Annotated in this window: 19 protein-coding genes; 15 read left to right on the top strand and 4 right to left on the bottom strand. The window is 30.6% G+C overall.

Translation table 11 applies throughout. The annotated features are described in order from the left end of the window. The first annotated feature begins 55 nt into the window (after positions 1 to 55). The 7 genes from AC2D6T_RS00705 to trxA all read left to right on the top strand — a co-directional run bounded on the left by AC2D6T_RS00705 (position 56) and on the right by trxA (position 8,049). Positions 56 to 1,168 (top strand): efflux RND transporter periplasmic adaptor subunit, encoded by a 1,113-nt coding sequence (locus AC2D6T_RS00705; protein ID WP_484680120.1) that lies wholly within the window; start codon positions 56 to 58, stop codon positions 1,166 to 1,168. Between the two features lie 4 nt (positions 1,169 to 1,172). Then, positions 1,173 to 4,436, top strand: a complete 3,264-nt coding sequence (locus AC2D6T_RS00700) for an efflux RND transporter permease subunit (RefSeq protein ID WP_484680119.1) — start codon at positions 1,173 to 1,175, stop codon at positions 4,434 to 4,436. Then, complete coding sequence (locus AC2D6T_RS00695) at positions 4,423 to 5,766, top strand: TolC family protein (RefSeq protein WP_484680118.1); 1,344 nt, start codon at positions 4,423 to 4,425, stop codon at positions 5,764 to 5,766. The genes AC2D6T_RS00700 and AC2D6T_RS00695 overlap by 14 nt, the downstream gene beginning before the upstream one ends. A 65-nt stretch (positions 5,767 to 5,831) precedes the next feature. Further along, the gene (locus AC2D6T_RS00690; RefSeq protein ID WP_438989297.1) at positions 5,832 to 5,966 is read left to right on the top strand and encodes a hypothetical protein; all 135 of its coding nucleotides are present in this window, start codon (positions 5,832 to 5,834) and stop codon (positions 5,964 to 5,966) included. A gap of 107 nt (positions 5,967 to 6,073) precedes the next feature. Further along, the gene (locus AC2D6T_RS00685) at positions 6,074 to 6,706 is read left to right on the top strand and encodes a Crp/Fnr family transcriptional regulator (protein ID WP_298946066.1); all 633 of its coding nucleotides are present in this window, start codon (positions 6,074 to 6,076) and stop codon (positions 6,704 to 6,706) included. 50 nt (positions 6,707 to 6,756) lie between these two features. Further along, entirely contained in the window at positions 6,757 to 7,740 is a 984-nt protein-coding gene (locus AC2D6T_RS00680) for a c-type heme family protein (protein WP_484680117.1), read from the top strand. 12 nt (positions 7,741 to 7,752) lie between these two features. Next, positions 7,753 to 8,049, top strand: a complete 297-nt coding sequence (gene trxA / locus AC2D6T_RS00675; RefSeq protein ID WP_484680116.1) for a thioredoxin — start codon at positions 7,753 to 7,755, stop codon at positions 8,047 to 8,049. A 53-nt stretch (positions 8,050 to 8,102) separates the two neighbouring features. On the opposite strand, the gene nadB is transcribed toward trxA, so the two are convergent. Next, complete coding sequence (gene nadB / locus AC2D6T_RS00670; RefSeq protein WP_438989301.1) at positions 8,103 to 9,686, bottom strand: L-aspartate oxidase; 1,584 nt, start codon at positions 9,684 to 9,686, stop codon at positions 8,103 to 8,105. A gap of 4 nt (positions 9,687 to 9,690) precedes the next feature. Then, the gene (gene nadA, locus AC2D6T_RS00665; RefSeq protein ID WP_484680115.1) at positions 9,691 to 10,686 is read right to left on the bottom strand and encodes a quinolinate synthase NadA; all 996 of its coding nucleotides are present in this window, start codon (positions 10,684 to 10,686) and stop codon (positions 9,691 to 9,693) included. 92 nt (positions 10,687 to 10,778) lie between these two features. Here nadA and AC2D6T_RS00660 point away from each other — a divergent pair, with 92 nt between their 5' ends. From AC2D6T_RS00660 to AC2D6T_RS00650, 3 genes are all read left to right on the top strand, one after another. Continuing rightward, complete coding sequence (locus AC2D6T_RS00660) at positions 10,779 to 11,372, top strand: methyltransferase domain-containing protein (protein WP_484680114.1); 594 nt, start codon at positions 10,779 to 10,781, stop codon at positions 11,370 to 11,372. 160 nt (positions 11,373 to 11,532) lie between these two features. Next, positions 11,533 to 12,795, top strand: coding sequence for an NAD(P)/FAD-dependent oxidoreductase (locus tag AC2D6T_RS00655; protein ID WP_484680113.1), 1,263 nt, complete (start codon positions 11,533 to 11,535; stop codon positions 12,793 to 12,795). Positions 12,796 to 12,946: 151 nt separating this feature from the next. Beyond that, a complete protein-coding gene (locus AC2D6T_RS00650) occupies positions 12,947 to 14,557 on the top strand; it encodes a T9SS type A sorting domain-containing protein (RefSeq protein WP_484680112.1) in 1,611 nt (536 codons plus the stop codon). Positions 14,558 to 14,644: 87 nt separating this feature from the next. Here AC2D6T_RS00650 and AC2D6T_RS00645 read toward each other — a convergent pair whose 3' ends face one another. Together AC2D6T_RS00645 and AC2D6T_RS00640 are read right to left on the bottom strand one after the other, a co-directional pair. Beyond that, on the bottom strand, positions 14,645 to 16,729 hold the full coding sequence (locus AC2D6T_RS00645) for a TonB-dependent receptor domain-containing protein (RefSeq protein WP_484680111.1): 2,085 nt from the start codon (positions 16,727 to 16,729) through the stop codon (positions 14,645 to 14,647). A 76-nt stretch (positions 16,730 to 16,805) separates the two neighbouring features. Further along, positions 16,806 to 17,123, bottom strand: a complete 318-nt coding sequence (locus AC2D6T_RS00640) for a hypothetical protein (RefSeq protein ID WP_438989304.1) — start codon at positions 17,121 to 17,123, stop codon at positions 16,806 to 16,808. Positions 17,124 to 17,329: 206 nt separating this feature from the next. On the opposite strand from AC2D6T_RS00640, the gene AC2D6T_RS00635 reads away from it, so the two are divergent. From AC2D6T_RS00635 to AC2D6T_RS00615, 5 genes are all read left to right on the top strand, one after another. Continuing rightward, on the top strand, positions 17,330 to 17,986 hold the full coding sequence (locus AC2D6T_RS00635) for a DUF2202 domain-containing protein (protein ID WP_438989305.1): 657 nt from the start codon (positions 17,330 to 17,332) through the stop codon (positions 17,984 to 17,986). A 125-nt stretch (positions 17,987 to 18,111) separates the two neighbouring features. Then, positions 18,112 to 19,422, top strand: a complete 1,311-nt coding sequence (locus tag AC2D6T_RS00630; RefSeq protein WP_484680110.1) for a TolC family protein — start codon at positions 18,112 to 18,114, stop codon at positions 19,420 to 19,422. Positions 19,423 to 19,500: 78 nt separating this feature from the next. After that, the gene (locus AC2D6T_RS00625; protein WP_484680109.1) at positions 19,501 to 20,580 is read left to right on the top strand and encodes an efflux RND transporter periplasmic adaptor subunit; all 1,080 of its coding nucleotides are present in this window, start codon (positions 19,501 to 19,503) and stop codon (positions 20,578 to 20,580) included. 109 nt (positions 20,581 to 20,689) lie between these two features. Continuing rightward, positions 20,690 to 23,884 carry an efflux RND transporter permease subunit gene (locus tag AC2D6T_RS00620; RefSeq protein WP_484680108.1) on the top strand — a complete coding sequence of 1,065 codons (3,195 nt, stop codon included), beginning with the start codon at positions 20,690 to 20,692 and terminating at the stop codon, positions 23,882 to 23,884. 8 nt (positions 23,885 to 23,892) lie between these two features. Next, positions 23,893 to 24,195 carry a hypothetical protein gene (locus AC2D6T_RS00615; RefSeq protein WP_484680107.1) on the top strand — a complete coding sequence of 101 codons (303 nt, stop codon included), beginning with the start codon at positions 23,893 to 23,895 and terminating at the stop codon, positions 24,193 to 24,195.

Genomic DNA, 24,195 nt, shown 5'->3' with positions numbered 1-24,195 from the left:
GTAACAATTAAAAATATTTATTCGATTTATACAATCGAGTACAACTAATAAATTTATGAGAAAAATTATTCTTGCCATACTTGGCGTTTTAGCTATTATAGGAGCTATACTTTTAGGTAATTATATTGTAGCTAAAAATCAGAAACCAAAACCAAAATTTAAAAAGCAAATAAAAACTGTTTTTGTAACAGACGTACAAAACAAAAATATCCCTGTTATTTTAACTGCAAGTGGTAATTTAACTGCAAAAAATAGAATAGAAATATTTTCTGAAGTACAAGGTGTTTTAAAAACAGCCAACAAAGCATTTAAACCAGGCACAAAATATGATATAGGTGAAACACTTTTAAGTATTAATAGCGAAGAGTTTTACGCAAGTTTACAATCTCAAAAAAGTAATTTATACAACTTAATAACGGCTATTATGCCAGATATTAGGTTAGATTATCCTGATGAGTTTTCTAAATGGCAAACCTATTTAAATGGTTTTGATCTTAATAAATCTGTGCCTAAACTGCCAAATTTTTCTACTGATAAAGAAAAATATTTTATTTCGGGTAGCGGTATTTTAACAGCATATTACAATGTAAAAAATTTAGAAGTTAGGTATACTAAATATCAAATAAGAGCTCCTTATTCTGGTGTTTTAACAGAAGCTTTAGTAAGCCCAGGAACCTTGGTTAGATCTGGACAAAAATTAGGAGAGTTTATAGATCCAAGTATTTACGAGTTAGAAGTTTCTGTAAATGCTGCTTATGCAGATTTATTAAAAGCGGGGAATTCTGTAGACTTAACCAACTTAGAAAAAACAAAAAAATATACTGGTAAAGTAGTTCGTGTAAATGGTAGTGTAGATCAAGTATCGCAAACTATTAAAGCTTATATAGATGTAAAACATCCAGATTTAAAAGAAGGTATGTTTTTAGAAGCCAATTTAGTTGCAAAATCGATACCAGAAGCCATCGAAATTTCTAGAAAATTATTGGTAGATAATGCTGCTGTTTATACTGTAAAAAACGATAGTATTTTAACTTTAACTACTATAAACCCTGTTTATTTTGGCGCAGAAAATGTGGTTATTAAAGGCTTAGAAAACAACAACAAAATTATTACACAACCTTTACCTGGCGCATTTGATGGTATGGTTGTTAAAACAAATAAAAAGTAATTATATGAGAAAGATAATTGCCTATTTTATTAAATACCATGTTGCTGTAAATGTAATTGTTTTTGCCTTTTTTGTATTTGGAGTTATTGGTGCTATTAGCATGAAATCTTCCTTTTTTCCATTGGTAGATTCGCAGTTAATTAGAATTACCTTGGCATATCCAGGAGCATCACCAGCAGAAATGGAAGAAGGTGTAGTGCTTAAAATTGAAGACAATTTAAAAGGGATTGTTGGGGTAGAAAGAGTAACCTCTGTTTCAAGAGAAAACACTGCAAACGTAAATGTAGAAGTAGAAAAAGGAAAAAATATAGACATTGTTTTATCAGATGTAAAAAATGCAGTAGATAGAGTTCCTTCTTTTCCATCTGGCATGGAACCACCTGTAATTGCTAAGGTAGAAAACATAAGGCCTACCATTAGTTTTACCGTTAGTGGAGAAAATGTTTCTTTAAAAGCTTTAAAGCAATACGCTAGAAATGTAGAAAACGATATACGTAGTATCGAGGGTATTTCTCAGGTAGAAATTTCTGGTTTTCCAGAAGAAGAAATAGAAATTGCTGTACGTGAAAATGATTTACGGGCCTATAATTTATCGTTTACAGAAGTGGCAAATGCTGTTAGAAACTCTAACATTTTAATTACAGGAGGTAACATAAAAACAGCAGAAGAAGATTATTTAATTAGAGCAAGTAACCGTTATTATTATGGTATAGAGTTGCAAAATTTAATTGTTAGAACAGAAACTAACGGAAATATTATTCGGTTAAAAGATATTGCTACTTTAAGAGATACTTGGTCAGAAAACCCAGACAGATTGTATTATAATGGAAATTTAGGGATAGATATTACTGTAAGCAATACCAATAATGAAGATTTAATATCTTCTGCAGATAAAATTAAAGACTACATTTACAAATACAATCAACAACAACAAAACGTACAATTAAGTGTTACTAGTGATAGAAGTACAACATTAAAAGATAGAACTTCGTTACTAACTAAAAATGCAATTTCAGGTATACTCTTAGTACTTTTCTTTTTAGCACTTTTCTTAAACTTACGCTTGGCAATTTGGGTAGCTTTTGGTTTGCCAGTTGCTTTTTTAGGGATGTTTATTTTTGCAGCCCAATTTAATGTAACCATCAATGTTTTGTCTCTTTTTGGGATGATTATTGTTATCGGAATTTTGGTAGATGATGGTATTGTAATTGGAGAAAATATTTATCATCATTATTACGATTTAGGAAAATCTAAAATTAGAGCAGCCATAGATGGTACAATGGAAGTAATTCCACCAATTGTTTCTGCAATCTTAACCACAATTATCGCTTTTTCAACCTTCTTTTTTGTAGATGGTAGAATTGGGAGTTTCTTTGGAGAAGTATCTACTATTGTATTATTAACACTAACAGTTTCTTTAGTAGAAGCTTTAATTATTTTACCAGCACATATTGCACATTCTAAGGCTTTAGATAGAAAAAAATCAGAAAGTGGTCACCTTAAAAAAAATAATAAAATAGATGTTTTTTTTACAAAAATAAATAAAGGTGCAGATAAGTATTTAGGTAAATTTAGAGACAATTATTATGTACCTTTTTTAAAGTTTTCTTTAAACAATAAAATCTTTGTTTTCTGTTTGTTTGTAGCAACCTTACTTTTAAGTTTTTATGCTTTAAGAGGTGGTATTATTAAAAGTTCTTTTTTTCCAAGAATTGCTAGTGATAGAGTGCAAATTACTTTAAACATGCCACAAGGCACCAACGAAAAAATTACAGATTCTATCATTTCTATGATAGAAGAAAAAGTTTGGGTGGTAAATAAAGAATATTCTGCAAAGCAAACTGGAGATGCAGATGTGGTAGAAAACGTAATAAAAAGAGTTGGTCCAGGAAGCGCAAATGCAACATTAAGTGTAAACCTTTTACCTGGAGAAACTAGAGATTTTTCATCACCAGAAATTACAAATGCAATACAAAAATTAGTAGGAAAAGTTTATGGTGTAGAAAGTTTGGTTTTTGGTTCTGGTGGTAATTTTGGAGGAAGTCCAGTTGCAGTTTCTCTCTTAGGAAATAACATTACAGAGCTAAAAGCAGTTAAAGATGAGCTGAAACAAATTTTAGAAAACAACCCATTACTAAAAGACGTAACAGATAACGATCCTGCAGGAATTAAAGAAGTTCGTATACAACTAAAAGACAATGCTTATTTACTAGGACTAAATTTACAGTCTATCATGTCTCAAGTACGTGCAGGTTTTTTTGGTTTTCAAGCACAACGTTTTCAACGAGGTCAAGACGAAATTAAAGTGTGGGTTCGTTACGATAAAAAAGACAGATCTTCTATAAACGATTTAGATAATATGCGTATTGTAACGCCAAATGGCTCTAGGGTTCCGTTTTCTGAAATTGCAACGTATATCATAGAAAGAGGAGATATTGCTATCAATCATTTAGAGGGGAAAAGAGAAATACAAATTACTGCAGATTTAAAAGATTTAGAAACCAGTGAAACAGAAGTTTTAGACAATATTAAAAACAATATTATGACAGAAATTCTGTCTAAATATCCAACTGTTTCACCTTTGTATGAAGGGCAAAATAGAGAAGCTAAAAAAACAACAGATTCTGTAAACCTAGTTGGTCCAATTATTTTGTTATTAATTTACATTGTAATTGCATTTACATTCCGTTCTTACAGCCAACCAATTCTACTAATTTTAATGATACCTTTTAGTATGATTGGTGTTATTTGGGGGCATTATGTTCATAATTTTTCAATTGGTATTTTATCCTTTTTAGGTATTATAGCTCTAATAGGAATTATGGTAAATGATGGCTTGGTATTAATTGGAAAATTCAACAATTATTTAAAAGAAGGTTTTAAATATGATGAAGCTTTGATAAAAGCAGGCCAATCTCGATTTAGAGCTATTTTCTTAACTTCTTTAACAACAGTTGCCGGTTTAGCACCGTTAATTTTCGAAAAAAGTAGACAAGCACAATTTTTAATACCTATGGCAATTTCTATTGCATACGGTATTGCCATTGCAACAGTATTAACTCTGGTTATGTTACCTATGATGTTGGCAGCTTCTAACAAAATTAAAGTACATATAAAGTGGCTTAAAACAGGTAATAAAATCACCAAAGAAGAAGTAGAAAGAGCTATTATAGAAGCAGCGTATGATGAAGATGATATAGAAGAATTGCCTGCTGCAGAACAACCTTTAAATATAAATGCTAAAAATAGTACAAATGAAATTGAATAAAAACAGCATTATATACCTTTTAGTTTTTGTTGCTTTCCAAGGATTTTCTCAAGAAATTTTAACCAAAAAGGAAGCCTTAGAAATTGCCTTAGAAAAAAATTTCGGTATTAAAATTGCCAACAATAATTTAGAAGTTGCTAAAAATAATACCAGTATTTTTAATACTAGATATTTACCAACAGCCACCTTAAATTCTGGTGCAGATTATAGAACCAACAATCAAAAAATTGTTTTTACAGATCCACAAACTGGTAACGATTCTGAAAGAGTTGGTAATGGTGTAGTAACTAAAAACTACAATGCATCTATGGGTTTAAATTATACTATTTTTGATGGTTTGGGCAGAAAATACAACTACAAACAACTAAAAGAAACTTATAATTTAACAGAGTTACAAGCCAGAGAAACTATAGAAAACACCTATTTACAGTTGTTTACTTTGTATTTTCAAATTGCACGTTTATCAGAAAACACCAATAATTTAAAAGAAGCTTTAGGCATTTCTAAAAAACGTTTAAAAAGAGCCAAATATCAATATGATTATGGGCAATCTACAAAACTAGAAATGTTAAACGCAGAAGTAGATGTAAATAACGATAGCATCTCTTTAATTACTGCACAACAACAATTAAGTAACGCAAAAAGAGGCTTAAACGTAGTTTTAGGAGTAGAAAAAGACGTAAACTATGTTGTAGAAACTCAAGTCGATTTTAATAAAATGTTAGTTTTTGGTGAGCTAGAACAAAAAACTTTGGCAAACAATAGTTTGTTAAAACAAAACGAACAAAACATTGCTATTAGCGAGTTTAACATCAAAATAAACAAGGCAAATTATTTTCCATCGTTAAACTTTAATGCCTCTTATGGATTCAATAGAACAGAAAATGAAAACTTAGTAAATCCTTTTGGTGCGCGCTTAATAACTTCTGATGGTTTAAATGCAGGTGTAACTCTATCTTGGAATATTTTTGATGGTGGAACCACAAAAACACGAGTTGCTAACGCTAAAATTGCATTAGAAAATCAAGAAATTTTATTAGAGCAACAAAAAGTTACTATTAAAAATACCCTAAAAAACACTTGGGAAAACTACAATAATCAACTTTTTATATTAAAAGCACAAGAACAAAACGTGTTAACTACACAAAATAACTTTGATAGAACACAAGAGCGTTTTAAACTAGGGCAAGTAACTTCTATAGAATTTAGACAAGCTCAAATTAATTTAATTAATGCAAAAACAGCCTATAACAATGCTAAATTTGATGCCAAATTAATTGAATTGCAACTCTTACAGTTGAGTGGAGATATTTTAAATGTAACTTTTTAAAAAACTGATATTTGTCATAGTATAAAAAAGTCATTCATTTTAATTTTACCAATAAATTAGAAAAGATGAAATTTTTAAACATACCCTTAGTTTCGTGGACAAATGGTACAATAATGATTGGTGTATTTGCATTGGTAGTAATTGGCTTAGTTGCTGCAATATTCTTGTTGATGAATAGCGATAAGAAATCCACAAAATAATAATTTGGTTCGTATTTTTTAGGCTCAAGTATCTACTTGGGTTTTTTGTGTTTTATGCTCTAGTTAGATAACTTTTCTGTAAATTTATCTTTTAAAATAGTTTTAAGATGAATACAGATATGATTGCCAATTTCGGTTATTTATTCGAAAAAGAATTGTTAGAAGAAATAAGTAAAATAGGCATTACAAAAAAATTTAAGGCAGAGAGCACAATTATAGAGTTAGGAGATTATATAAAGTCTATGCCATTACTAATATCGGGTGCTATAAAAATACTTAGAGAAGACGATAAAGGAGAAGAATTAGTACTCTATTATTTAGAAAAAGGAGATACTTGTGCCATGACATTGTCTTGCTGTATGGGACAAACCAAAAGTAAAATTAGAGCAGTTGCAGAAACTGATGTTTCTTTAGTTTTATTACCAAAAGAAAAAATGGCAGATTGGTTAACTTCATATAAAACTTGGCAATCTTTTATATTACAAAGCTATCATAATAGAGTAGAAGAACTTTTGCAAGCAGTAGATACCATTGCTTTTTATAAAATGGACGAGCGTTTGTTTAAATACTTAAAAGACAAAGCTATGGTTACACATAATGATGTTTTGCAAGTAACTCATAAACAAATTTCAGAAGATTTACATACCTCTAGAGTTGTAATTTCTAGGTTGTTAAAAAAGCTAGAAAACGAAGAGAAAATTCAGCTTTTTAGAAACAGTATAAAAGTTTTAGAACTGTAACTTAGGTTACTGTAGACAAGAAAGCTACATCTTATTTTTGTAAAAAAAAGATGAGATTACTTACATTACTTTTAGCATTTACAGTATTTTTTAGTTGTAAAGATACTAACAGGCCTACTTATTCTAAAAAGAATGTGGCAACTGCAAAAAACATACAACAACATGAAGGTAGAAAACTTATGGAAAACAAATGTTATGTTTGCCATAGTCCTTCTGCTTCGCATGATGATAGAATTGCACCGCCCATGGTAGCTATTAAGAAACACTACATATCTTCTAAAACCACTAAAGAAGAGTTTATAAAATCTGTACAAAATTTTGTAAAAAATCCAACCAAAGAAGCTACCGAAATGAGAGGTGCTGTTAAAAGATTTGGAGTAATGCCAAAACAAGCTTTTGCAGCAGACGATATTAAAAAAATTGCCGATTACATTTTTGAGAATGCTATTGAAGAACCAGAATGGTTTGAGTCTCACTTTAATGAAGAAAGAGGAAAAGGAAAGGGAAAAGGAAAGCAAAAACACAAAATGGGTGAAAATTTAAAAGATTTACCAACTTCAGAAAGAGGTTTGCAATATGTACTTTCTACAAAAGCGGTTTTAGGTAAAAATTTAATGGGTAAAATTCAAAAAGAAGGCACTTTAGCAGCATTAAAATTTTGTAATGTAAAAGCATATCCTTTAACAGATAGTATGTCTGTTTACCACAATGCAACAATCAAAAGAGTATCAGATAAACCTAGAAACCCTAAAAATGCAGCCAATGTAGAGGAACTAAAAATAATTAATTCATTTAAAAATGATGTAGCCACAAACAAATATTCAAAACCCATAGTTGTAGAATCTTCAAATCACGTAAATGTATATTATCCTATAAAAACAAATAGTATGTGTTTGCAATGTCATGGTACACCTAAAACAGATATTACAGTAAATACACTTGCTGCCTTAAAAAAATTATACCCAAATGATAAAGCTTTGGGCTATAGTTTAAACCAAGTTCGTGGAATTTGGAATGTTTCATTCAGTAAATAATAGTTCTTTGACATGAGCAAATTTTCAGAAATAATAAATCAAGAAAAACCCGTTTTAGTAGATTTTTTTGCAGAATGGTGTGGACCTTGTAAAATGATGAGTCCTATTTTAAAAGAAGTAAAAGACACATTGCAAGATAAAGTTGCAATTCTTAAAATTGATGTGGATAAAAACCATGCTATTGCAGCAAAATACCAAGTTAGAGGGGTGCCAACATTAATAATTTATAAAGCAGGGAAACAAGTTTGGAGACAATCTGGAGTTGTACAAAAAAATGAGTTAATTAGAATTTTAAATAGTTTTAGTTAGTTTTTCTAGTAGTTGATTTTAAAAGCACTTGTGTATGCAGGTGCTTTTTTACTTTAGATACAATCTAAACTATAAAATCCACCACAATTTTTTGTTCTTTTTTTAGAGAATTGAGTAATTAAATACGCAGTTGTAATTAGGTTTCTCAATTCACATAAATCCATAGAAAGTTCAGAATAATCATACAAACGCTTATTGTCTTCGTATAAAACACGTAATCGTTTTTCTGCACGATTTAAACGTTCATTAGAACGTACAATACCAACATAGTTGGTCATAATGGTTTTAACCTCATTTCTAGCGTGAGAAATTAATACATTTTCCATATTTTTTTTCAGACCACTATCATTCCAAACAGGAATATTTTCAGGTAATTTTACCTTGTTAAACTTCTTAGAAACATTTTTAAAGGCATTATGTGCATAAACCAAACCCTCTAACAAAGAGTTAGAAGCTAACCGGTTTCCACCATGTAAACCCGTTCTAGTAATTTCTCCACAAGCATATAGTTTTTTTATAGAAGTTTTTGCTTTTTTGTTCACATTTACGCCCCCACAAATGTAATGAGCAGCTGGTACCACAGGAATATAATCTTTAGATACATCAATATTTAAAGACAAACACTTTTTGGTGATGTTTGGAAAATGCGCCGCAAATTTTTCCATATCTAAGTGTGTACAATCTAAATACAGGTGTGGTTTACCGCTTTTTTTAAGTTCGTTATCTATTGCTCTTGCAACAATATCTCTAGATGCTAATTCTTCACGTTCATCATAATTATGCATAAAGAAATTACCATTAAAATCTCTTAATTTTGCACCAAAACCTCTTACTGCTTCAGAAATTAAAAAGGCAGGATATTCTCCTGGGTTATATAGAGCAGTTGGATGAAATTGAATAAATTCCATTTCAGAAATTTCAGCTTTAGCCCTATAAGCCATGGCAACTCCATCTCCAGTTGCTATTGTAGGATTTGTGGTGGTTTCATAAACTTGGCCATTACCGCCAGCAGCTAAAATGGTAAATTTACTGATGATGGTTTTTACGCTATCTTTTTTTATGTCTAACACATAGGCTCCAAAACAAGAAACTTTAGAGTTTCTTTTAGTTTTTTTCTGTTTAACTTGATGTTCTGTTATCAAGTCAATGGCATAATGATATGTTAAAAAATCAATATTTGGTTGTGCATTTATTTGTGCTAATAGAGTGCGTTCAATTTCTGCTCCAGTAATATCTGCATGATGTAAAATTCGGTTTTGAGAATGTCCACCTTCACGACCTAAGTCATAATCTCCTTGTTCGTTTTCATCAAATTGAGCCCCCCAATCAATTAATTCTTGTAATCTTTTTGGTGCATCTTCAACCACCATTTTTACTACTTCTTCATTACATAAACCATCGCCTGCAATTAAAGTGTCTTTAATATGCTGTTCAAAAGTATCTACAGTTTTGTTATATACAGAGGCAATACCACCTTGCGCATATTTGGTGTTAGATTCGCTTTGTTCATCTTTAGTGATGATGGTAATTTTAGCTGCTTCAAATTTTTTTGCTGTTTTTAAAGCAAAGGTTAATCCTGCAATTCCAGAACCAATCACTAAAAAGTCGGTAGTAAGTATTTTTTGTTCAGAAGGCATATTGTTATTTAGAGATTTCTAACATTCTTTGAATGGGTACAATAGCTTTTTGGCACAATTCAGCAGCTACTTCAATGTTAGGTAACTCGTGTTTTAAACACAAGTATAATTTTTTCATCGTATTCATTTTCATATACGCACATTCACTGCAAGCACAAGTATTATCTTCTTTTGCAGGGGCAGGAATAATGGTTTTATCTGGATTTTCTTGCATCATTTGATACAATATACCAGCTTCTGTGGCTACAATAAATTTATTTTTATCGCTATTTCTAACATGATTTAAAAGTCCAGAAGTAGAGCCAATATATTTGGCAACTTTTAACATATGCGCTTCAGATTCTGGATGTGCAATTAATTCTGCATCTGGATGTTCTTTGTACAAATCAATCAATTTTTCCATAGAAAAAGCTTCGTGAACCATGCATGCTCCATCCCAAAGTAGCATTTCTCTTCCAGTTTCTTTGTTTAAATAATCACCTAAATTTCTGTCTGGAGCAAAAATAATAGGTTGCTCTTTAGGAATCGCATCAATTATTTTTCTAGCATTAGATGAGGTACACACATAATCGCTTAAAGCCTTAATTTCTGCAGAACAGTTGATGTAGGTTACAACAACATGATTTGGGTGCTTTGCTTTAAAAGCAGAAAACTCTTCTGGTGGACAAGAATCTGCTAACGAGCAACCTGCTAATAAATCGGGTAACAAAACTTTTTTATCAGGATTTAAAATTTTAGCAGTTTCTGCCATAAAATGCACACCAGCAAAAACAATTATATCTGCATCTGTTTTAGCAGCTTGCTGTGCCAATGCTAAACTATCACCAACAAAATCTGCAATTTCTTGAATCTCATCAATTTGATAATAATGAGCTAATAAGACTGCGTTTTTCTCTTTTTTTAATCGAAGAATTTCTTTAACACAGTTAATATTAGGAGTTTCGATATCTAAAAAACCTTTTTCGTTAAGTTTTTCTTTAGCAGCGCTTAAAGTTTCCATAAAAATTGTTTAATTTTAACTAATATACAAATATAAACTCTATTTTATTGGTAAGAAAATGATTAGAGTTATTCTATTAAATTATAACTATTATGGAAGAAATGTTGAATTTATCCCAAAATTTTTGGACAAATAAGTACGAAACAAACAAAATTGGTTGGGATTTAGGAGAAGTATCTCCACCTTTAAAAAATTATTTTGATCAATTACAGAACAAAGAACTAAAAATATTGATTCCTGGAGGTGGAAATTCTTATGAGGCTGAGTATCTTTTTAATAAAGGATTTCATAATGTTTATGTAGTAGATATTGCTAAACAACCTTTAAACAATATAAAATTAAGAGTCCCAGATTTTCCAGATTCTCAGTTAATTCATGCTAATTTTTTTGATGTTGACAATCAATTTGATTTGATTATCGAACAGACCTTTTTCTGTGCAATAAACCCCAAATTGAGAGCAGCTTATGTAGCTAAGGCTTTTGAGTTATTAAATACGAATGGAAAAGTCGTAGGTTTATTATTTAATGAACCCTTAAATACAGATAAACCTCCATTTGGTGGATGTAAGGAAGAGTATATTAACCACTTTAAACCTTATTTTAATATTACTATAATCGAAGAATCATACAATTCTATACAACCAAGAGTAGGAAGAGAATTATTCTTTAGGCTAGATAAATGTTAAAAATACTCATAAATTTTTTATATTTTAATAAAAAAAGAGTGTTTAATATATTAAAAAATTAAAATTTATCGTCTTTTGTAACAAAAGTTACATAAAAATTCTTAAAAGCCTATTATTTTTAGCCATCTAGATTACTAACTAATAACTAAAAAGAATAAAAATGAAATCTCACTATCAAATTTTAGTAATTGGAGGAGGAACAGGAGGAATTATGACTGCTGCCAATTTACTTTCTAAAAAAAAATCACTAGAAATAGGTATTATAGAACCTGCAGAATGGCATTACTACCAGCCTGCTTGGACTTTAGTGGGTGCAGGAACGTATGATTATGAAAAATCAAGACGCTCTATGTCTTCTGTAATGCCAAGTGGAGCAGACTGGATAAAAGATTATGCTACCGTATTTAAACCAGAAGACAACACTGTAGAAACTAAAGAAAACGGTGCAATTACCTATGATTTCTTAATTGTATCTCCAGGATTAGTAATGGATACTTCTTTAATAGACGGTTTAACAGAATCTTTAGGAAAAGGCGTGGTATGTAGTAATTATACAGATCCAAAACACACTTGGGAAGTATTAAAGAGTTTTAAAGGCGGAAATGCTGTATTTACACAACCAACAACACCAATTAAATGTGGTGGAGCACCTCAAAAAATAGCTTATTTAGCAGCAGATTATATCAAGAAAAATGGACTTAAAAATAAATCAAATGTGGTGTTTGCAACACCAGGTTCTGTAATTTTTGGTGTTAAAGAAATAAGAGAAAGTTTAATGCAAGTTATAAGTAAATATGGTATTCATTTTAAACCATTTTATGCGCCAATTAAAATTGATGGCGCAAATCAAATAGTTACTTTTAAAGTTGTTGGAACAGGAGAAAACACATGTATTATTAATCAAGATAATGAGCTAAAGGAAACCATGTCTGGCGAGTCTATTATAGAAATGCCTTTTGATATGCTTCATTTAGCACCACCTCAAACAGCACCCAAATTTGTTAAAGAATCACCATTAGTTAATGATGCAGGTTGGTTAGATGTAGATAAAAATACTTTACAGCATAATAAATTTGCTAACATATTTGGTTTAGGTGATGTTGCAGCATTGCCAACAGCAAAAACCGGAGCTGCAATACGTAAGCAAGTACCTGTAGTTTCAGATAACATATTGCAATTAATAGCATATAGTAAAAAAGGTAATAAATCATATAATGGCTATTCTTCTTGTCCTTTAGTTACAGGATACGGAAAAATGATTTTAGCCGAATTTGATTACGATAATAATTTTATCCCAGATCCAAAACTTAAACAAATGTTAGTTTTTAATAGCGAAAAAGAACATTGGCGTTTATGGATGCTAAAAAAATACGGACTTCCATACTTATACTGGAATAAAATGATGAAAGGAAAAGAAGTATAAGATACTCAAAGTATTAATAGTAGATCATGGCTGTCTAAAAAGTATCATAAATTTCACTACTTTTCAGACAGCTTTTTTTAATGTAACAAAAGTTGCACTAAGTAATAACTGCTTTTTAGAAATTTGACAAATTCAAAATTACTTTAGCATTATGAAAATTATTGTTGCCTTTCTATTTTCAATTTTAATAATAAGTTCAAGTTTATCTCAAGATCAGTTTACAGTTCAAATAGAGCCATTAGAAATTACAAATGCGCCAAGTGTTCATTCTTTTTCATGGGGTAAAACTTCTGACGGGAAATGGGTGGTTTTTGGAGGTAGAATTGACGGTTTGCATCAAAGGCAGCCTTTTGCTTCCTTTTTAGAAAATGATAATAATAAAAATGTATTTGTAATAGATCCAGTAGCAAAGCAAACCTGGAGTACTTCAATAAGTGTTTTACCAGCATCATTATTTGAGCAACTACAATCTACAAATCAAGAATTTTTACAAAGAGGTAACACCTTGTATATTATTGGTGGATATGGTTTTAGTGCCACACAAAATGACCATATTACTTACGATAAATTAACAGCAGTAAATATTGATGGCTTAGCTAATGCAGTTATAAATAATACAAGTATTACGTCTTTTTTTAGACAAATTACCGATACAAATCTTGCTGTAACTGGTGGACAATTGGGCTTGTTAAACGATGTGTTTTATTTATGTGGAGGACAATATTTTGAAGGTAGATATAATCCCCAAGGACCAAGTAATGGGCCTGGATTTATTCAAAAATATACAGATGAAATTAGAACCTTTCAAATCAATGATGATGGTACGAACCTAAGTATTGTAAATTATTCGGCACAACAAGATACTAATAATTTACATAGAAGAGACTACAATATGGCTTATCAAATTTTTCCAGATGGTACAGAAGGTTTTACCATGTTTAGTGGCGTTTTTCAGCATACAGCTAATTTGCCTTGGTTAAATACAGTAGATGTTACAGCCTCTGGTTACACTGTTAATAATACTTTTAACCAATATTTAAGTCAATATCACAGTGCAAAAATTCCTGTTTTTGATGAAGAAAATAATACAATGCACACCTTATTCTTTGGAGGTTTGAGTCAATATAAATTAGATGCCAATAATAATCTAATACAAGATGATAATGTACCATTTGTAAAAACCATAAGTAAAGTATCTAGGTTTAATGATGGCACTATGGAAGAAAGTAGTTTAGGAATAGAAATGCCAACTTTTTTAGGTTCTGGAGCAGAGTTTATTCCATTACATAATGAAACTAATTATGTGTCTGATGAAATTGTAGATTTGAATAATTTACAAGAAGGCAAAACATTAGTTGGTTATATTTTTGGAGGAATAGAAAGTACACAAGAAAATATTTTTTTTATTAATGACGGTTCGCAAAGTTCAGCAAGTAATTTAGCTTTTAAAGTATTTATCGATAAAAAATCAACATTAAATACAAGTGAGGTTGCACTTAAATTAAACAATATTTATAATGTAAAAGTATATCCAAACCCATCATTAGGTCTTTTTTCTATGGAGGTTTTTATACCAAATACAGAAAAAAGTAGTATCGAAGTCTTTGATATGATAGGGAAAAAAATAAAGACCATCACTTTAAAAAATACAATTGGAATAAAAAAAGTTTCTTTAGATCTAACTAAAGAAGCTTCTGGTGAATATATATTGGTTTTTAAAAATAACAATAAAACGATTAGGCAAAAATTACTTAAACAATAACTTTAATAAGATTGTTTGTTGTTTTATAGCAAGATAAGTTTAATAAAAAAAAGAGGGCTTTTTGTAGCCCCCTTTTTTATGAATAGTTTAAAAATTATACTGAAAAAAAGCAGTAAAATTTCTTCCAGGTTCAGTAATAGCAACCCTACCAAAATTAGCTTGATTGGTAAAACTAAAGTTTAAATGGTTGTTATAGGTTTTGTCAAAAACATTAATAGCCGCAAAACCTAAATTTGCATTTTTAAAAGGTTTAAATCCAAAACGAACATCAACAGTTTGGTAACCATCTGTGCTTGTTTCTCCAAAGCTTGGGGCAATTTCATTTTGAGAACTGGTACTATTATACTGCACATTTGCCCAGTATTTTTCTTTATTTGTTCCTAAAATTAATCTTGCATTAAAAGGCGGAGTTAATGGTAAAGATTCATCTAAATCTTTATTTTTTGCATATACATAAGCCATTTCAGATTTAAAATAATAATCAGTTGAAATTGCAGTTTCAAAAGAAGCTTCAAAACCTGTTCTATAAGCGTTGTTTAAATTTTGAAACACTTTAGGGTTTACAGGTTGTGCAGTTGGCATAAACTTTCTGTTTTTTGTTGGATCTACAATCCCTACAATAAAGTTTTGCAAATCAGAATAATACACAGAAGCAGCATATTTAATGCTGTTTTTGCTGTTTTTTGCTTTAAAACCAACTTCAAATTGATTGTTTACTTCTGCTTTTAAATCTGGATTTCCAATATATTCATAAGGATCTTGATTGATGGTAAAGTGATTGATGTAGCGTTCAATCATATTTGCAGAACGAACTCCTCTACCAAAAGCAGCTTCTAATGTAAAGTTTTTAGAAACCATTTTTTTTAATGAAACTGTACCACTAATATTATTTTCTGTTCTTTTTTCTAGGTCATAAAGTGCTGCAAAATCTGCTTCTGGGTCTTTAATATCAGAAATTATTCTATCATATCTTACCCCAGCAGTTAACAAGGTGTTTTTTGTAAATAACCATTTTGCTTCTGTAAATAAGCCAAAATCATTTACGTAAGAATCTTGCCAAACTTTATCGTTAAATTCTCTAGGTGTTGGTAACATGTTTCCATTCATTACTTTTATCAAACGTGTTCTTTCACCATCTCTAGCAATAAGCATTGCATCTACACCAGTAAAAATATCTATATTTTTAGAAGGTTGCCAATTCAATTCTATTTTTCCTCCCATTGTTGTAGCTTCTACAGCAGAAGAAGCTTCCATCATCATAAAAGATGGTCTGTTGGTATTCGTCATTAAATGATCTACATAGCTATAATATGCTTTGGCAGAAATACTATTTAATTTTCCTGATAAATTCGTTTTTTTATAGTCTAAAGAAGCAATGTTACTATTGTCATACTCTGTATCCATAGGTAAACCTGCGTGTAAAACATCACGTCCAAAAGATTGTCTCCAATGAAATTGTAAACGCTCAAAATCGGTAAAATTATAACCTATTTTTACACCATAATCTGTGCTTAAAAAAGAAGACGGAATTTCTGTACCATCCCCATCTTTATAACTTCCAAAATCTCTGTAACCAAAATTACCTACCACATCATATTTGTCTTTCACATACTGTAATTGCAGCATGTTTACGGTAGCATTTCCGTTGGTTTCAAAACCCGAAGAAAACCTACCATGAAAGCCATTTTCTAAATAATTAGTTTGTTTAGAAACCATATTTACAATACCGCCAAAAGTAGCTCCATAACGCACTGTATAAGGTCCTTTTATAATTTCTATTTTAGAAATTTCTTCAGGAATAATATGCGTTGTAATAGGATCCATTCTGTTTGGGCAAGCGTGCATTGCTTTGGTTCCTCCATCATATTGTATGTTTAATTGTTCATACTGGCTTCCTCTAAAAGAGGGATCTATCGCATAATTTCCTCTCTTGATTACAGAAAAACCATTGATGTTATTAAATAAATCTGCCACGTTTTTAGGCTGCACAACGTTTTTAGCATATCTGTTAGAAATAATAGTATGTATAGGGTCTTTTTGTAATTTTCCAGTTACGATTACTTCATCTAGTTTTACTCTTTTTATGGTGTCTTTTTTAGTCTCTTTTTTGTCTTGAGAAAAAGAGATCGTAGAAATAAGTGCGCATAAAAGCACACTACAAATTGTTTTCATTTTTAAATTTTTAGTTTTTTTATAAAATTGTATACTCTTAATTATTTAATAAGAGATTTTTTAAATAGTAAAAAAACTAAACTCGTGGTGGATGGAAACTGGAATGGCTAGCTAAGTATTTGTAATAATTTTGATAACCAAAATCTGTTTTTTTGGTAGTTGGTTTTATCTTAAAATCTATTGCTAAAGTTGTATTTTGCTGCAATAAAATATCTTTAAAATCAATAATTTGAAGAGGAGCTTCCTCTGAACTTTTACTACTTTCTGTAACTTTTTTTAAATGACATTTACCATTACATTGTAATTGGGGTTGGTCTTTGTTTTCACACAACTCTTCAATAAAACCAATAGGATCTATAGTATAATAAATATAGGTAAAAGAAACCCTTAACATATTATATAATACAAGACTGCTTAAAAAAAAAGCATAGAATAGGGTTTTATATTTAGAAAGAAAAACCAACACAAATATCTTATTATATTAAAGTTATAACAGAACAAATATAAGCTTCAAAAATAACATATACATGTAACTTAGGTTACTTATACATACTCTTTTTCGCAATACCTTTATACAAAGAATTTTAAATATTAGAAATTATGAAAACAACAATTAAAACAACAATCTACTTTTTTGTGATGGTATCTTTTGTGATGGTTGCAAACGGGTGTTCAGAAGATTCAGATGCTGCTTTTGAGATAGATTTAAGTCAAGATGATACAGTAGGTTTACAAAACACTATAACAATTTCTCAAAAAGATGCTGATGCGTTATTGTTTATGTTAGAGGAAGAAAAATTGGCGAGAGATACTTATGAGTATTTAGACACAACTTGGGGTTTAAATCAGTTTGCAAACATTAAAAAAAGCGAACAAACGCATATGGATGCTATTGAAAATTTATTAAAACAGTCTAATACTACTTATACAATATTAGAATATGGTGTTTTTAGTAACTCAGATTTGCAAGCATTTTACGATACATTTAAAGTAGATGGTGCAAAAAGTGTTGTAGATGCTTTACAAATTGGTGCAACTATAGAAGATTTAGATATTAAAGATTTAGAAGACTATGTTTTAGAAACTAATAATGCACAAATTATAAATGTATATCAAAGTTTACAGTGTGGTTCTAGAAATCATTTAAGAAGTTTTATGAAAGGTTTAGATAAAAATGGAGGCACATATACACCTCAATTTATAACTCTAGATGAATTTAATAGCATAGTAAATAGTAGTAACGAGCAATGTAATTAACTTTTAGTTTTAAGTTTGGTAAAAAGCACTCAAGCCTTTATGGTTTAAGTGCTTTTTGTTTGGTAACTAATGTTACTAAAAAAACATTTTATTCAATTTAGTTTTGCAGTATTAAAATTAAATACATGAAAAAAATAGTAAAAAGCATACTTATAATTGTGTTATTGTTTTCTAAACAATTAGCTGCACAAGAAATAATTTCGATTGGTAAGTCTGAGATTTTATCTAAAATTTTTGATAAAAACTTATCATTAAAAATTTCTAAAGAATCGTTTCATGCTGCCAAAGCAGATTATAAACAAACCAATGCTGTTTTTTTACCAAATATTACAGCAAGTCATACAGGTATTTCTACTACAAATCCTTTAATGGCATTTGGTTCTAAGTTAAACCAAGGAATTTTAACTCAGAACGATTTTAATCCTACCTTATTAAACAATCCAGTGCAAACTCAGAATTTTGCAACCGTCATAAAAGTAGAACAACCTCTAATTAATTTAGATGGTTTTTATCAAAGAAAAGCTGCCAAATCTAAAATGGATGCCATGTCTTTACAGTCGCAAAGAACAGAAGATTATTTGTATTTTGAAGTAGAAAAAGCCTACATGCAATTGCAATTGGCTTATAAAGGAGAACAAGTTCTAGAGAAAGCTTTACAGACCGCAAATGAAAATAAAAAATTAGCAGCAAACAGCTTTCAACAAGGCTATTTACAACGTGCAGATGTTTTAAATGTAGAAGTACGTGTTACAGAAATTAAAAATCAGTTGCAAACAGCAAAAAGCAACGTGCAAAATGCGTCTAATTATTTGTCTTTTTTAATGAATGATGAGCGCTATGTAGTTTACAAACCTTCAGATAGTTTAATAGTTTCTAATTTTTCTATGGATAACAAAACCATTTCAGAAAACAGATCAGATATCAAAGCAATGCAACTTTCTACCAAAGCTTATGAGGCAATAAATAAAGCCGATAAAATGTCTTTTTTACCACGTTTAAATGCTTTTGGAAGTTATGAAATGTATGACAATACCGTTTTTCAAGGAAATGCAAGTGGATACTTAATAGGAGCGCAGTTAAGCTGGGATATTTTTAAAGGCTCTAAACGTTTTGGAAAAGCACAAAAAAGTAAAGCAGAATTCGAAAAATCGAAGTTAGCTTACAATCAATACGTATCTCAAAGTAATTTAGAATTCAATAAAGTACAGCGTCAACTAATAGATGCTAAAAATAAATTAGCACTAACAGCATTAGCAGTGCAACAATCTAAAGAATCTTTAAGAATTCGTAAGAACAGATTTAAAGAAGGTTTAGAAAAAACTTCTGATTTATTACAAGTAGAAACTCAGTATTTACAAAAGCAATTAGAGTATTACCAAACTGTATTTGAATATAATTATACCCAAAAATATTTAGAATTTTTAACAAAAGAATAACCACTTAATAGCGCTTAAGAAGACAGCACAATGTCAAGTTTAGGGCATTCGATTACTAATTAAAAAACAAATTATAAAATGAAAAAATATATTTATATCATCACACTAATTTCTACAATATTATTGATAACAAGTTGTGCTAGCGAAGACAAAAAAGTAGCTCAAGATACTACGCCAACAATCCATGTAAAAGTTGCTAAAGTTCAGTTAAATACTAACAATCCTTTTTTATCTGTAAGTGGAAAAATACAAGCTACAAATAGTGCAGATTTAAGTACAAGAATGATGGGTTATGTAAAAAAAGTGTATGTAAATGTAGGCGATAAAGTTAAAAAAGGTCAATTATTAGTGGCTATTAACAATGCAGATTTACAAGCTAAAAAAGCACAAATAGATGCAGGTATAACACAAGCCAAAACTGCTTTTACAAATGCTGAAAAAAATTACAAACGTTTTACAAATTTGTTTGCTAGCAATAGCATTACTCAAAAAGAAATGGATGATATGACGGCTAATTACCAAATGGCAAAAGCAGGTTTAGAGTCTGCCAAACAAATGAAAAACGAAATCAATGCTCAGTTTACATATTCTAATATTACAGCTCCTTTTAGTGGGGTAATTACCAGTAAAAATGTAGAAAATGGAGATATGGCAAATCCAGGAATGCCTTTAATTAGTATAGAAACTCCAAAAAAGTTTGAAGTAATGGCAATGGTACCAGAAACAGAAATTTCTAACATTAAAAAAGAAATTACCGTAAATGTGTTGGTAAAATCTATTGACAAAACTGTTAAAGGAAAAGTTACTGAAATTAGTACTTCTGCTAAAAATACAGGTGGGCAGTATTTGGTAAAAGTAGATCTAGAAAACACAGATGCTAACATTTTATCAGGAATGTTTACAACAGTTCAGTTTCCTATTTCGCAGAATGTACAGTCAGCAATGGTTTTAATCTCTACTGCTGCTATTGTTAAAAACGGTCAATTATCGGGTGTTTATACCACAAGCCAAAGAAATACCGCTTTGTTACGTTGGTTACGTTTAGGTAGAACTTATGGAGATAAAGTAGAGGTATTATCTGGTTTATCAGCATCAGAATCTTATATCGTTTCTGCTGATGGAAAATTATTTAACGGAGCAAAAATTTCAATTCAATAACTAAATAGTCGCGTTAAGGATAGTAGTGGAAATCTTTTTTTTGCTGCCATATATGGCAAAAAAAGATTGAAACGGATAGCCTGTTAAAACGCCCAAAAAAATAAATAATATGAAAGAAGGTTTAGCAGGAAAAATTGCAAAAGTCTTTATCGGTTCTAAATTAACGGTATTGCTAATGATTGTGTTTATGGTCATTGGTGTGTATAGCTCGTTTTTAATTCCGCGTGAAGAAGAACCACAAATAGATGTGCCAATGGCAGATATTTTTGTGGGTTATCCAGGGGCAAGTCCTACAGAAGTAGAATCTAGAGTGGTAAAACCTTTAGAGAAATTAATCTCAAATATTAAAGGTGTAGAGTATGTGTATTCGACCTCGATGAACGAAAAAGCCATGGTAATTGTGCAGTTTTATGTAGGCGAAGATATTGAGCGTTCGTTTGTAAAATTGTACAATGAAATTAACAAACACATGGATCAAATGCCACAAGGAGTTACGTTTCCTTTGGTAAAAACACGTGCTATTGATGATGTGCCAATGTTAGGCTTAACCTTGTGGAGTGAAAATTATAACGATTTTCAGCTTGGGCAAATGGCACAAGAATTAGAAAGTGAAATAAAAAAGGTAAATGATGTTTCGATTACCCATAAAATTGGAGGAAGAAACAGACAATTACGCGTTGTTTTAGATAAAGATAAATTAGCCGCAAGCGGATTAGATTTCTTATCAGTTTCTAAAATGATCAAAGCCAATAATACACAATTAAGTGCTGGAAGTTTTGATAAAAATGATACCGAGTTTTTAGTAAAAACAGGAAAGTTTTTAGCCTCAAAAAAAGATGTAGAGAATTTAGTGGTGGGTGTAAAACAAAATCAGCCAATTTATTTAAAACAAATAGCCAATATTATTGACGGACCAGAAATTCCACAAAATTACGTGTCTTTAGGGTTTGGAAAAGCAAGTGATAAATCTACAGCTTACCAATCTGAATATCCTGCAGTAACAATTTCTGTAGCGAAAAGAAAAGGGGCAGATGCCATGAAAATTGCTGAGGTAATTATAGATAAAGTAGATCATTTAAGAACTACTTTAATTCCTGATGATGTTCATGTAGAAGTAACAAGAAATTATGGTGAAACTGCTTCTCATAAAGTATCAGAATTATTGTTACACCTTATCGGTTCTATCTTTGCTGTAACTTTAGTAGTAATGCTAGCTATGGGCTGGAGAGGTGGTTTGGTGGTATTTTTATCTGTACCCATTACGTTTGCATTAACCTTGTTAAGCTATTATATGCTAGATTATACCTTAAACAGAATTACACTTTTTGCACTGGTTTTTGTTACGGGTATTGTGGTTGATGATTCTATTATTATTGCCGAAAATATGCACAGGCATTTTAAAATGAAACGCTTGCCATTTAAACAAGCAGCCTTATATGCTATTAACGAAGTGGGTAACCCAACCATTTTAGCAACCTTTACCGTAATTGCTTCTGTGTTACCTATGGCTTTTGTATCTGGTTTAATGGGGCCATATATGGCACCAATGCCAATTGGAGCCTCTATTGCAATGATTTTATCATTATTTGTAGCCTTAACCATTACACCTTATTTAGGATATATTTTCTTAAGAGAAAAAGATAAAAAAGGCGCAGAAAAGAAAGCTGAAAAGCCTTTAGAAGAAACTTTAATTTATAGAATTTACAGTAAGTTAGAAAGACCATTATTAGAAAGTAAAACCAAAAGATGGTTGTTTTTAGGAGGAACATTTTTTGTGTTAATAGCAACAATGGGCTTGTTTTTAACCAATTCTGTAGCAGTAAAAATGTTGCCTTTTGATAACAAAAATGAGTTTCAGGTGGTTATTGATATGCCAGAAGGAACAACATTAGAAAGAACAGCAGTAGTTACCCAAGAAATTGCTCAGTATTTATCTACCAGACCAGAAGTGGTAAATTACCAAAACTATATTGGTACTTCTGCACCCATTACATTTAATGGCCTGGTACGTCATTACGATTTACGTGGTGGCTCTAATATGGCAGATATTCAAGTGAATTTGGTAGATAAAGGAGAACGCTCTATTCAAAGTCATGGAATTGCAAAATTATTACGACCAGAAATTCAGAAAATTGCATTAAAATACAATGCCAATGTAAAGTTGGTAGAGGTTCCACCTGGCCCACCGGTTTTATCAACCATTGTTGCAGAGGTTTATGGCCCCGATTATAATGAGCAAATTAGAATAGCAAACGAGGTTCAAAACATTCTAAAAAATACAGATGACGTGGTTGATATTGATTGGATGGTAGAAGCCAATCAAAAAGAATATCAATTTGAAATTCATAGAGAAAAAGCCATGTTGTATGGTGTAGCACCACAGCAAATTGCCTATACAATGAATATGGCTTTGTCTAATAGACCAATAACCAATTTATATGATGAAGATGCTGTAAATCAGGTTGGTTTGGTGTTGAGTATAGATGAAAAAGAAAAATCTACCATTTCTGACATTTCTCAATTAAAAGTAAAATCGAAACAAGGAAACATGATTCCTATTGCAGATTTGGTTGAAATTAAAGAAACCAATTCTGCAAAAAGTATCTACAGAAAAAACCAGAAAAGAGTAGTGTATGTTTTGGCAGATATGGCTGGCGAGTTAGAAAGTCCTGCCTATGCAATTTTAGGAATGGAAAAGAAATTGAAAGAAATTAATCTTCCAGAAGGTTATCAATTAAATGAAATGTATTTAGGTCAGCCAGATTTTGAAGACGATTTTACAGTAAAATGGGATGGAGAATGGCAAATTACCCTAGAAGTTTTTAGAGATTTAGGAATCGCCTTTTTAGGAGCATTAATTTTAATTTACATTTTAATTGTAGGCTGGTTTCAAAACTTCAAAGCACCTATTGTAATGATGGTTGCTGTGCCTTTATCATTAATTGGAATTATTTTAGGACACTGGATGATGGGAGCCTTTTTTACAGCAACTTCCTTTATTGGAATGATTGCTTTGGCAGGAATTATGGTAAGAAACTCTGTTTTACTGATTGATTTTATCAACCTAAGATTGGCAGAAGGAATTCCGTTAAAACAAGCAGCCATAGAAGCTGGAGCAGTTAGAACAACACCTATTTTATTAACAGCAGGTACTGTGGTAATTGGTGCTTTTGTAATCTTATTTGATCCAATTTTTCAAGGATTGGCAATCTCTTTAATGGGAGGAACCATTGTATCTACAGTGTTAACTTTATTGGTAGTGCCATTGGTGTATTATATGATTGAAAAAAAGAATTATAAATAAATAATCAGATGAAATTAGTATTCGTAACAGCAGTAGAAGAATTTCAAACAGCTATTTTAAAAATCTTTAAAAAAGCAGCTATAGAAAATTTTAGTACCACAGAAATTAGTGGGTTTAAAAATATTCCTTTAGAAATTTCTTCCAATTGGTTTTCAGCAGGAAAAAATGGCAATGGATCTACTTTGTTTTTCTCTTTTACAGATGATGAACATATAGATATGTTATTCAATTTAATAGAAGATTTCAATAAAAACTTAGAAACTAAAAATCCTATAAAAGGAGTGGTGTTGCCTGTAGAAAGATTTATATAA

The sequence above is a fragment of the Polaribacter sp. YIW18 genome (assembly GCF_057219325.1).
This window is presented reverse-complemented; position numbering and strand designations above follow the sequence as displayed.

Excerpts from the sequence above, each read along its gene's own strand:
- AC2D6T_RS00620 (WP_484680108.1), top strand. The coding sequence starts at position 20,690 with ATGAAAGAAGGTTTAGCAGGAAAAATTGCAAAAGTCTTTATCGGTTCT.
- AC2D6T_RS00695 (WP_484680118.1), top strand. The coding sequence starts at position 4,423 with ATGAAATTGAATAAAAACAGCATTATATACCTTTTAGTTTTTGTTGCT.
- AC2D6T_RS00650 (WP_484680112.1), top strand. The coding sequence starts at position 12,947 with ATGAAAATTATTGTTGCCTTTCTATTTTCAATTTTAATAATAAGTTCA.
- AC2D6T_RS00705 (WP_484680120.1), top strand. The coding sequence starts at position 56 with ATGAGAAAAATTATTCTTGCCATACTTGGCGTTTTAGCTATTATAGGA.
- AC2D6T_RS00690 (WP_438989297.1), top strand. The coding sequence starts at position 5,832 with ATGAAATTTTTAAACATACCCTTAGTTTCGTGGACAAATGGTACAATA.
- AC2D6T_RS00700 (WP_484680119.1), top strand. The coding sequence starts at position 1,173 with ATGAGAAAGATAATTGCCTATTTTATTAAATACCATGTTGCTGTAAAT.
- AC2D6T_RS00685 (WP_298946066.1), top strand. The coding sequence starts at position 6,074 with ATGAATACAGATATGATTGCCAATTTCGGTTATTTATTCGAAAAAGAA.
- AC2D6T_RS00655 (WP_484680113.1), top strand. The coding sequence starts at position 11,533 with ATGAAATCTCACTATCAAATTTTAGTAATTGGAGGAGGAACAGGAGGA.
- nadB (WP_438989301.1), bottom strand. The coding sequence starts at position 9,686 with ATGCCTTCTGAACAAAAAATACTTACTACCGACTTTTTAGTGATTGGT.
- AC2D6T_RS00635 (WP_438989305.1), top strand. The coding sequence starts at position 17,330 with ATGAAAACAACAATTAAAACAACAATCTACTTTTTTGTGATGGTATCT.
- trxA (WP_484680116.1), top strand. The coding sequence starts at position 7,753 with ATGAGCAAATTTTCAGAAATAATAAATCAAGAAAAACCCGTTTTAGTA.
- AC2D6T_RS00640 (WP_438989304.1), bottom strand. The coding sequence starts at position 17,123 with ATGTTAAGGGTTTCTTTTACCTATATTTATTATACTATAGATCCTATT.
- nadA (WP_484680115.1), bottom strand. The coding sequence starts at position 10,686 with ATGGAAACTTTAAGCGCTGCTAAAGAAAAACTTAACGAAAAAGGTTTT.
- AC2D6T_RS00615 (WP_484680107.1), top strand. The coding sequence starts at position 23,893 with ATGAAATTAGTATTCGTAACAGCAGTAGAAGAATTTCAAACAGCTATT.
- AC2D6T_RS00625 (WP_484680109.1), top strand. The coding sequence starts at position 19,501 with ATGAAAAAATATATTTATATCATCACACTAATTTCTACAATATTATTG.
- AC2D6T_RS00680 (WP_484680117.1), top strand. The coding sequence starts at position 6,757 with ATGAGATTACTTACATTACTTTTAGCATTTACAGTATTTTTTAGTTGT.
- AC2D6T_RS00645 (WP_484680111.1), bottom strand. The coding sequence starts at position 16,729 with ATGAAAACAATTTGTAGTGTGCTTTTATGCGCACTTATTTCTACGATC.
- AC2D6T_RS00630 (WP_484680110.1), top strand. The coding sequence starts at position 18,112 with ATGAAAAAAATAGTAAAAAGCATACTTATAATTGTGTTATTGTTTTCT.
- AC2D6T_RS00660 (WP_484680114.1), top strand. The coding sequence starts at position 10,779 with ATGGAAGAAATGTTGAATTTATCCCAAAATTTTTGGACAAATAAGTAC.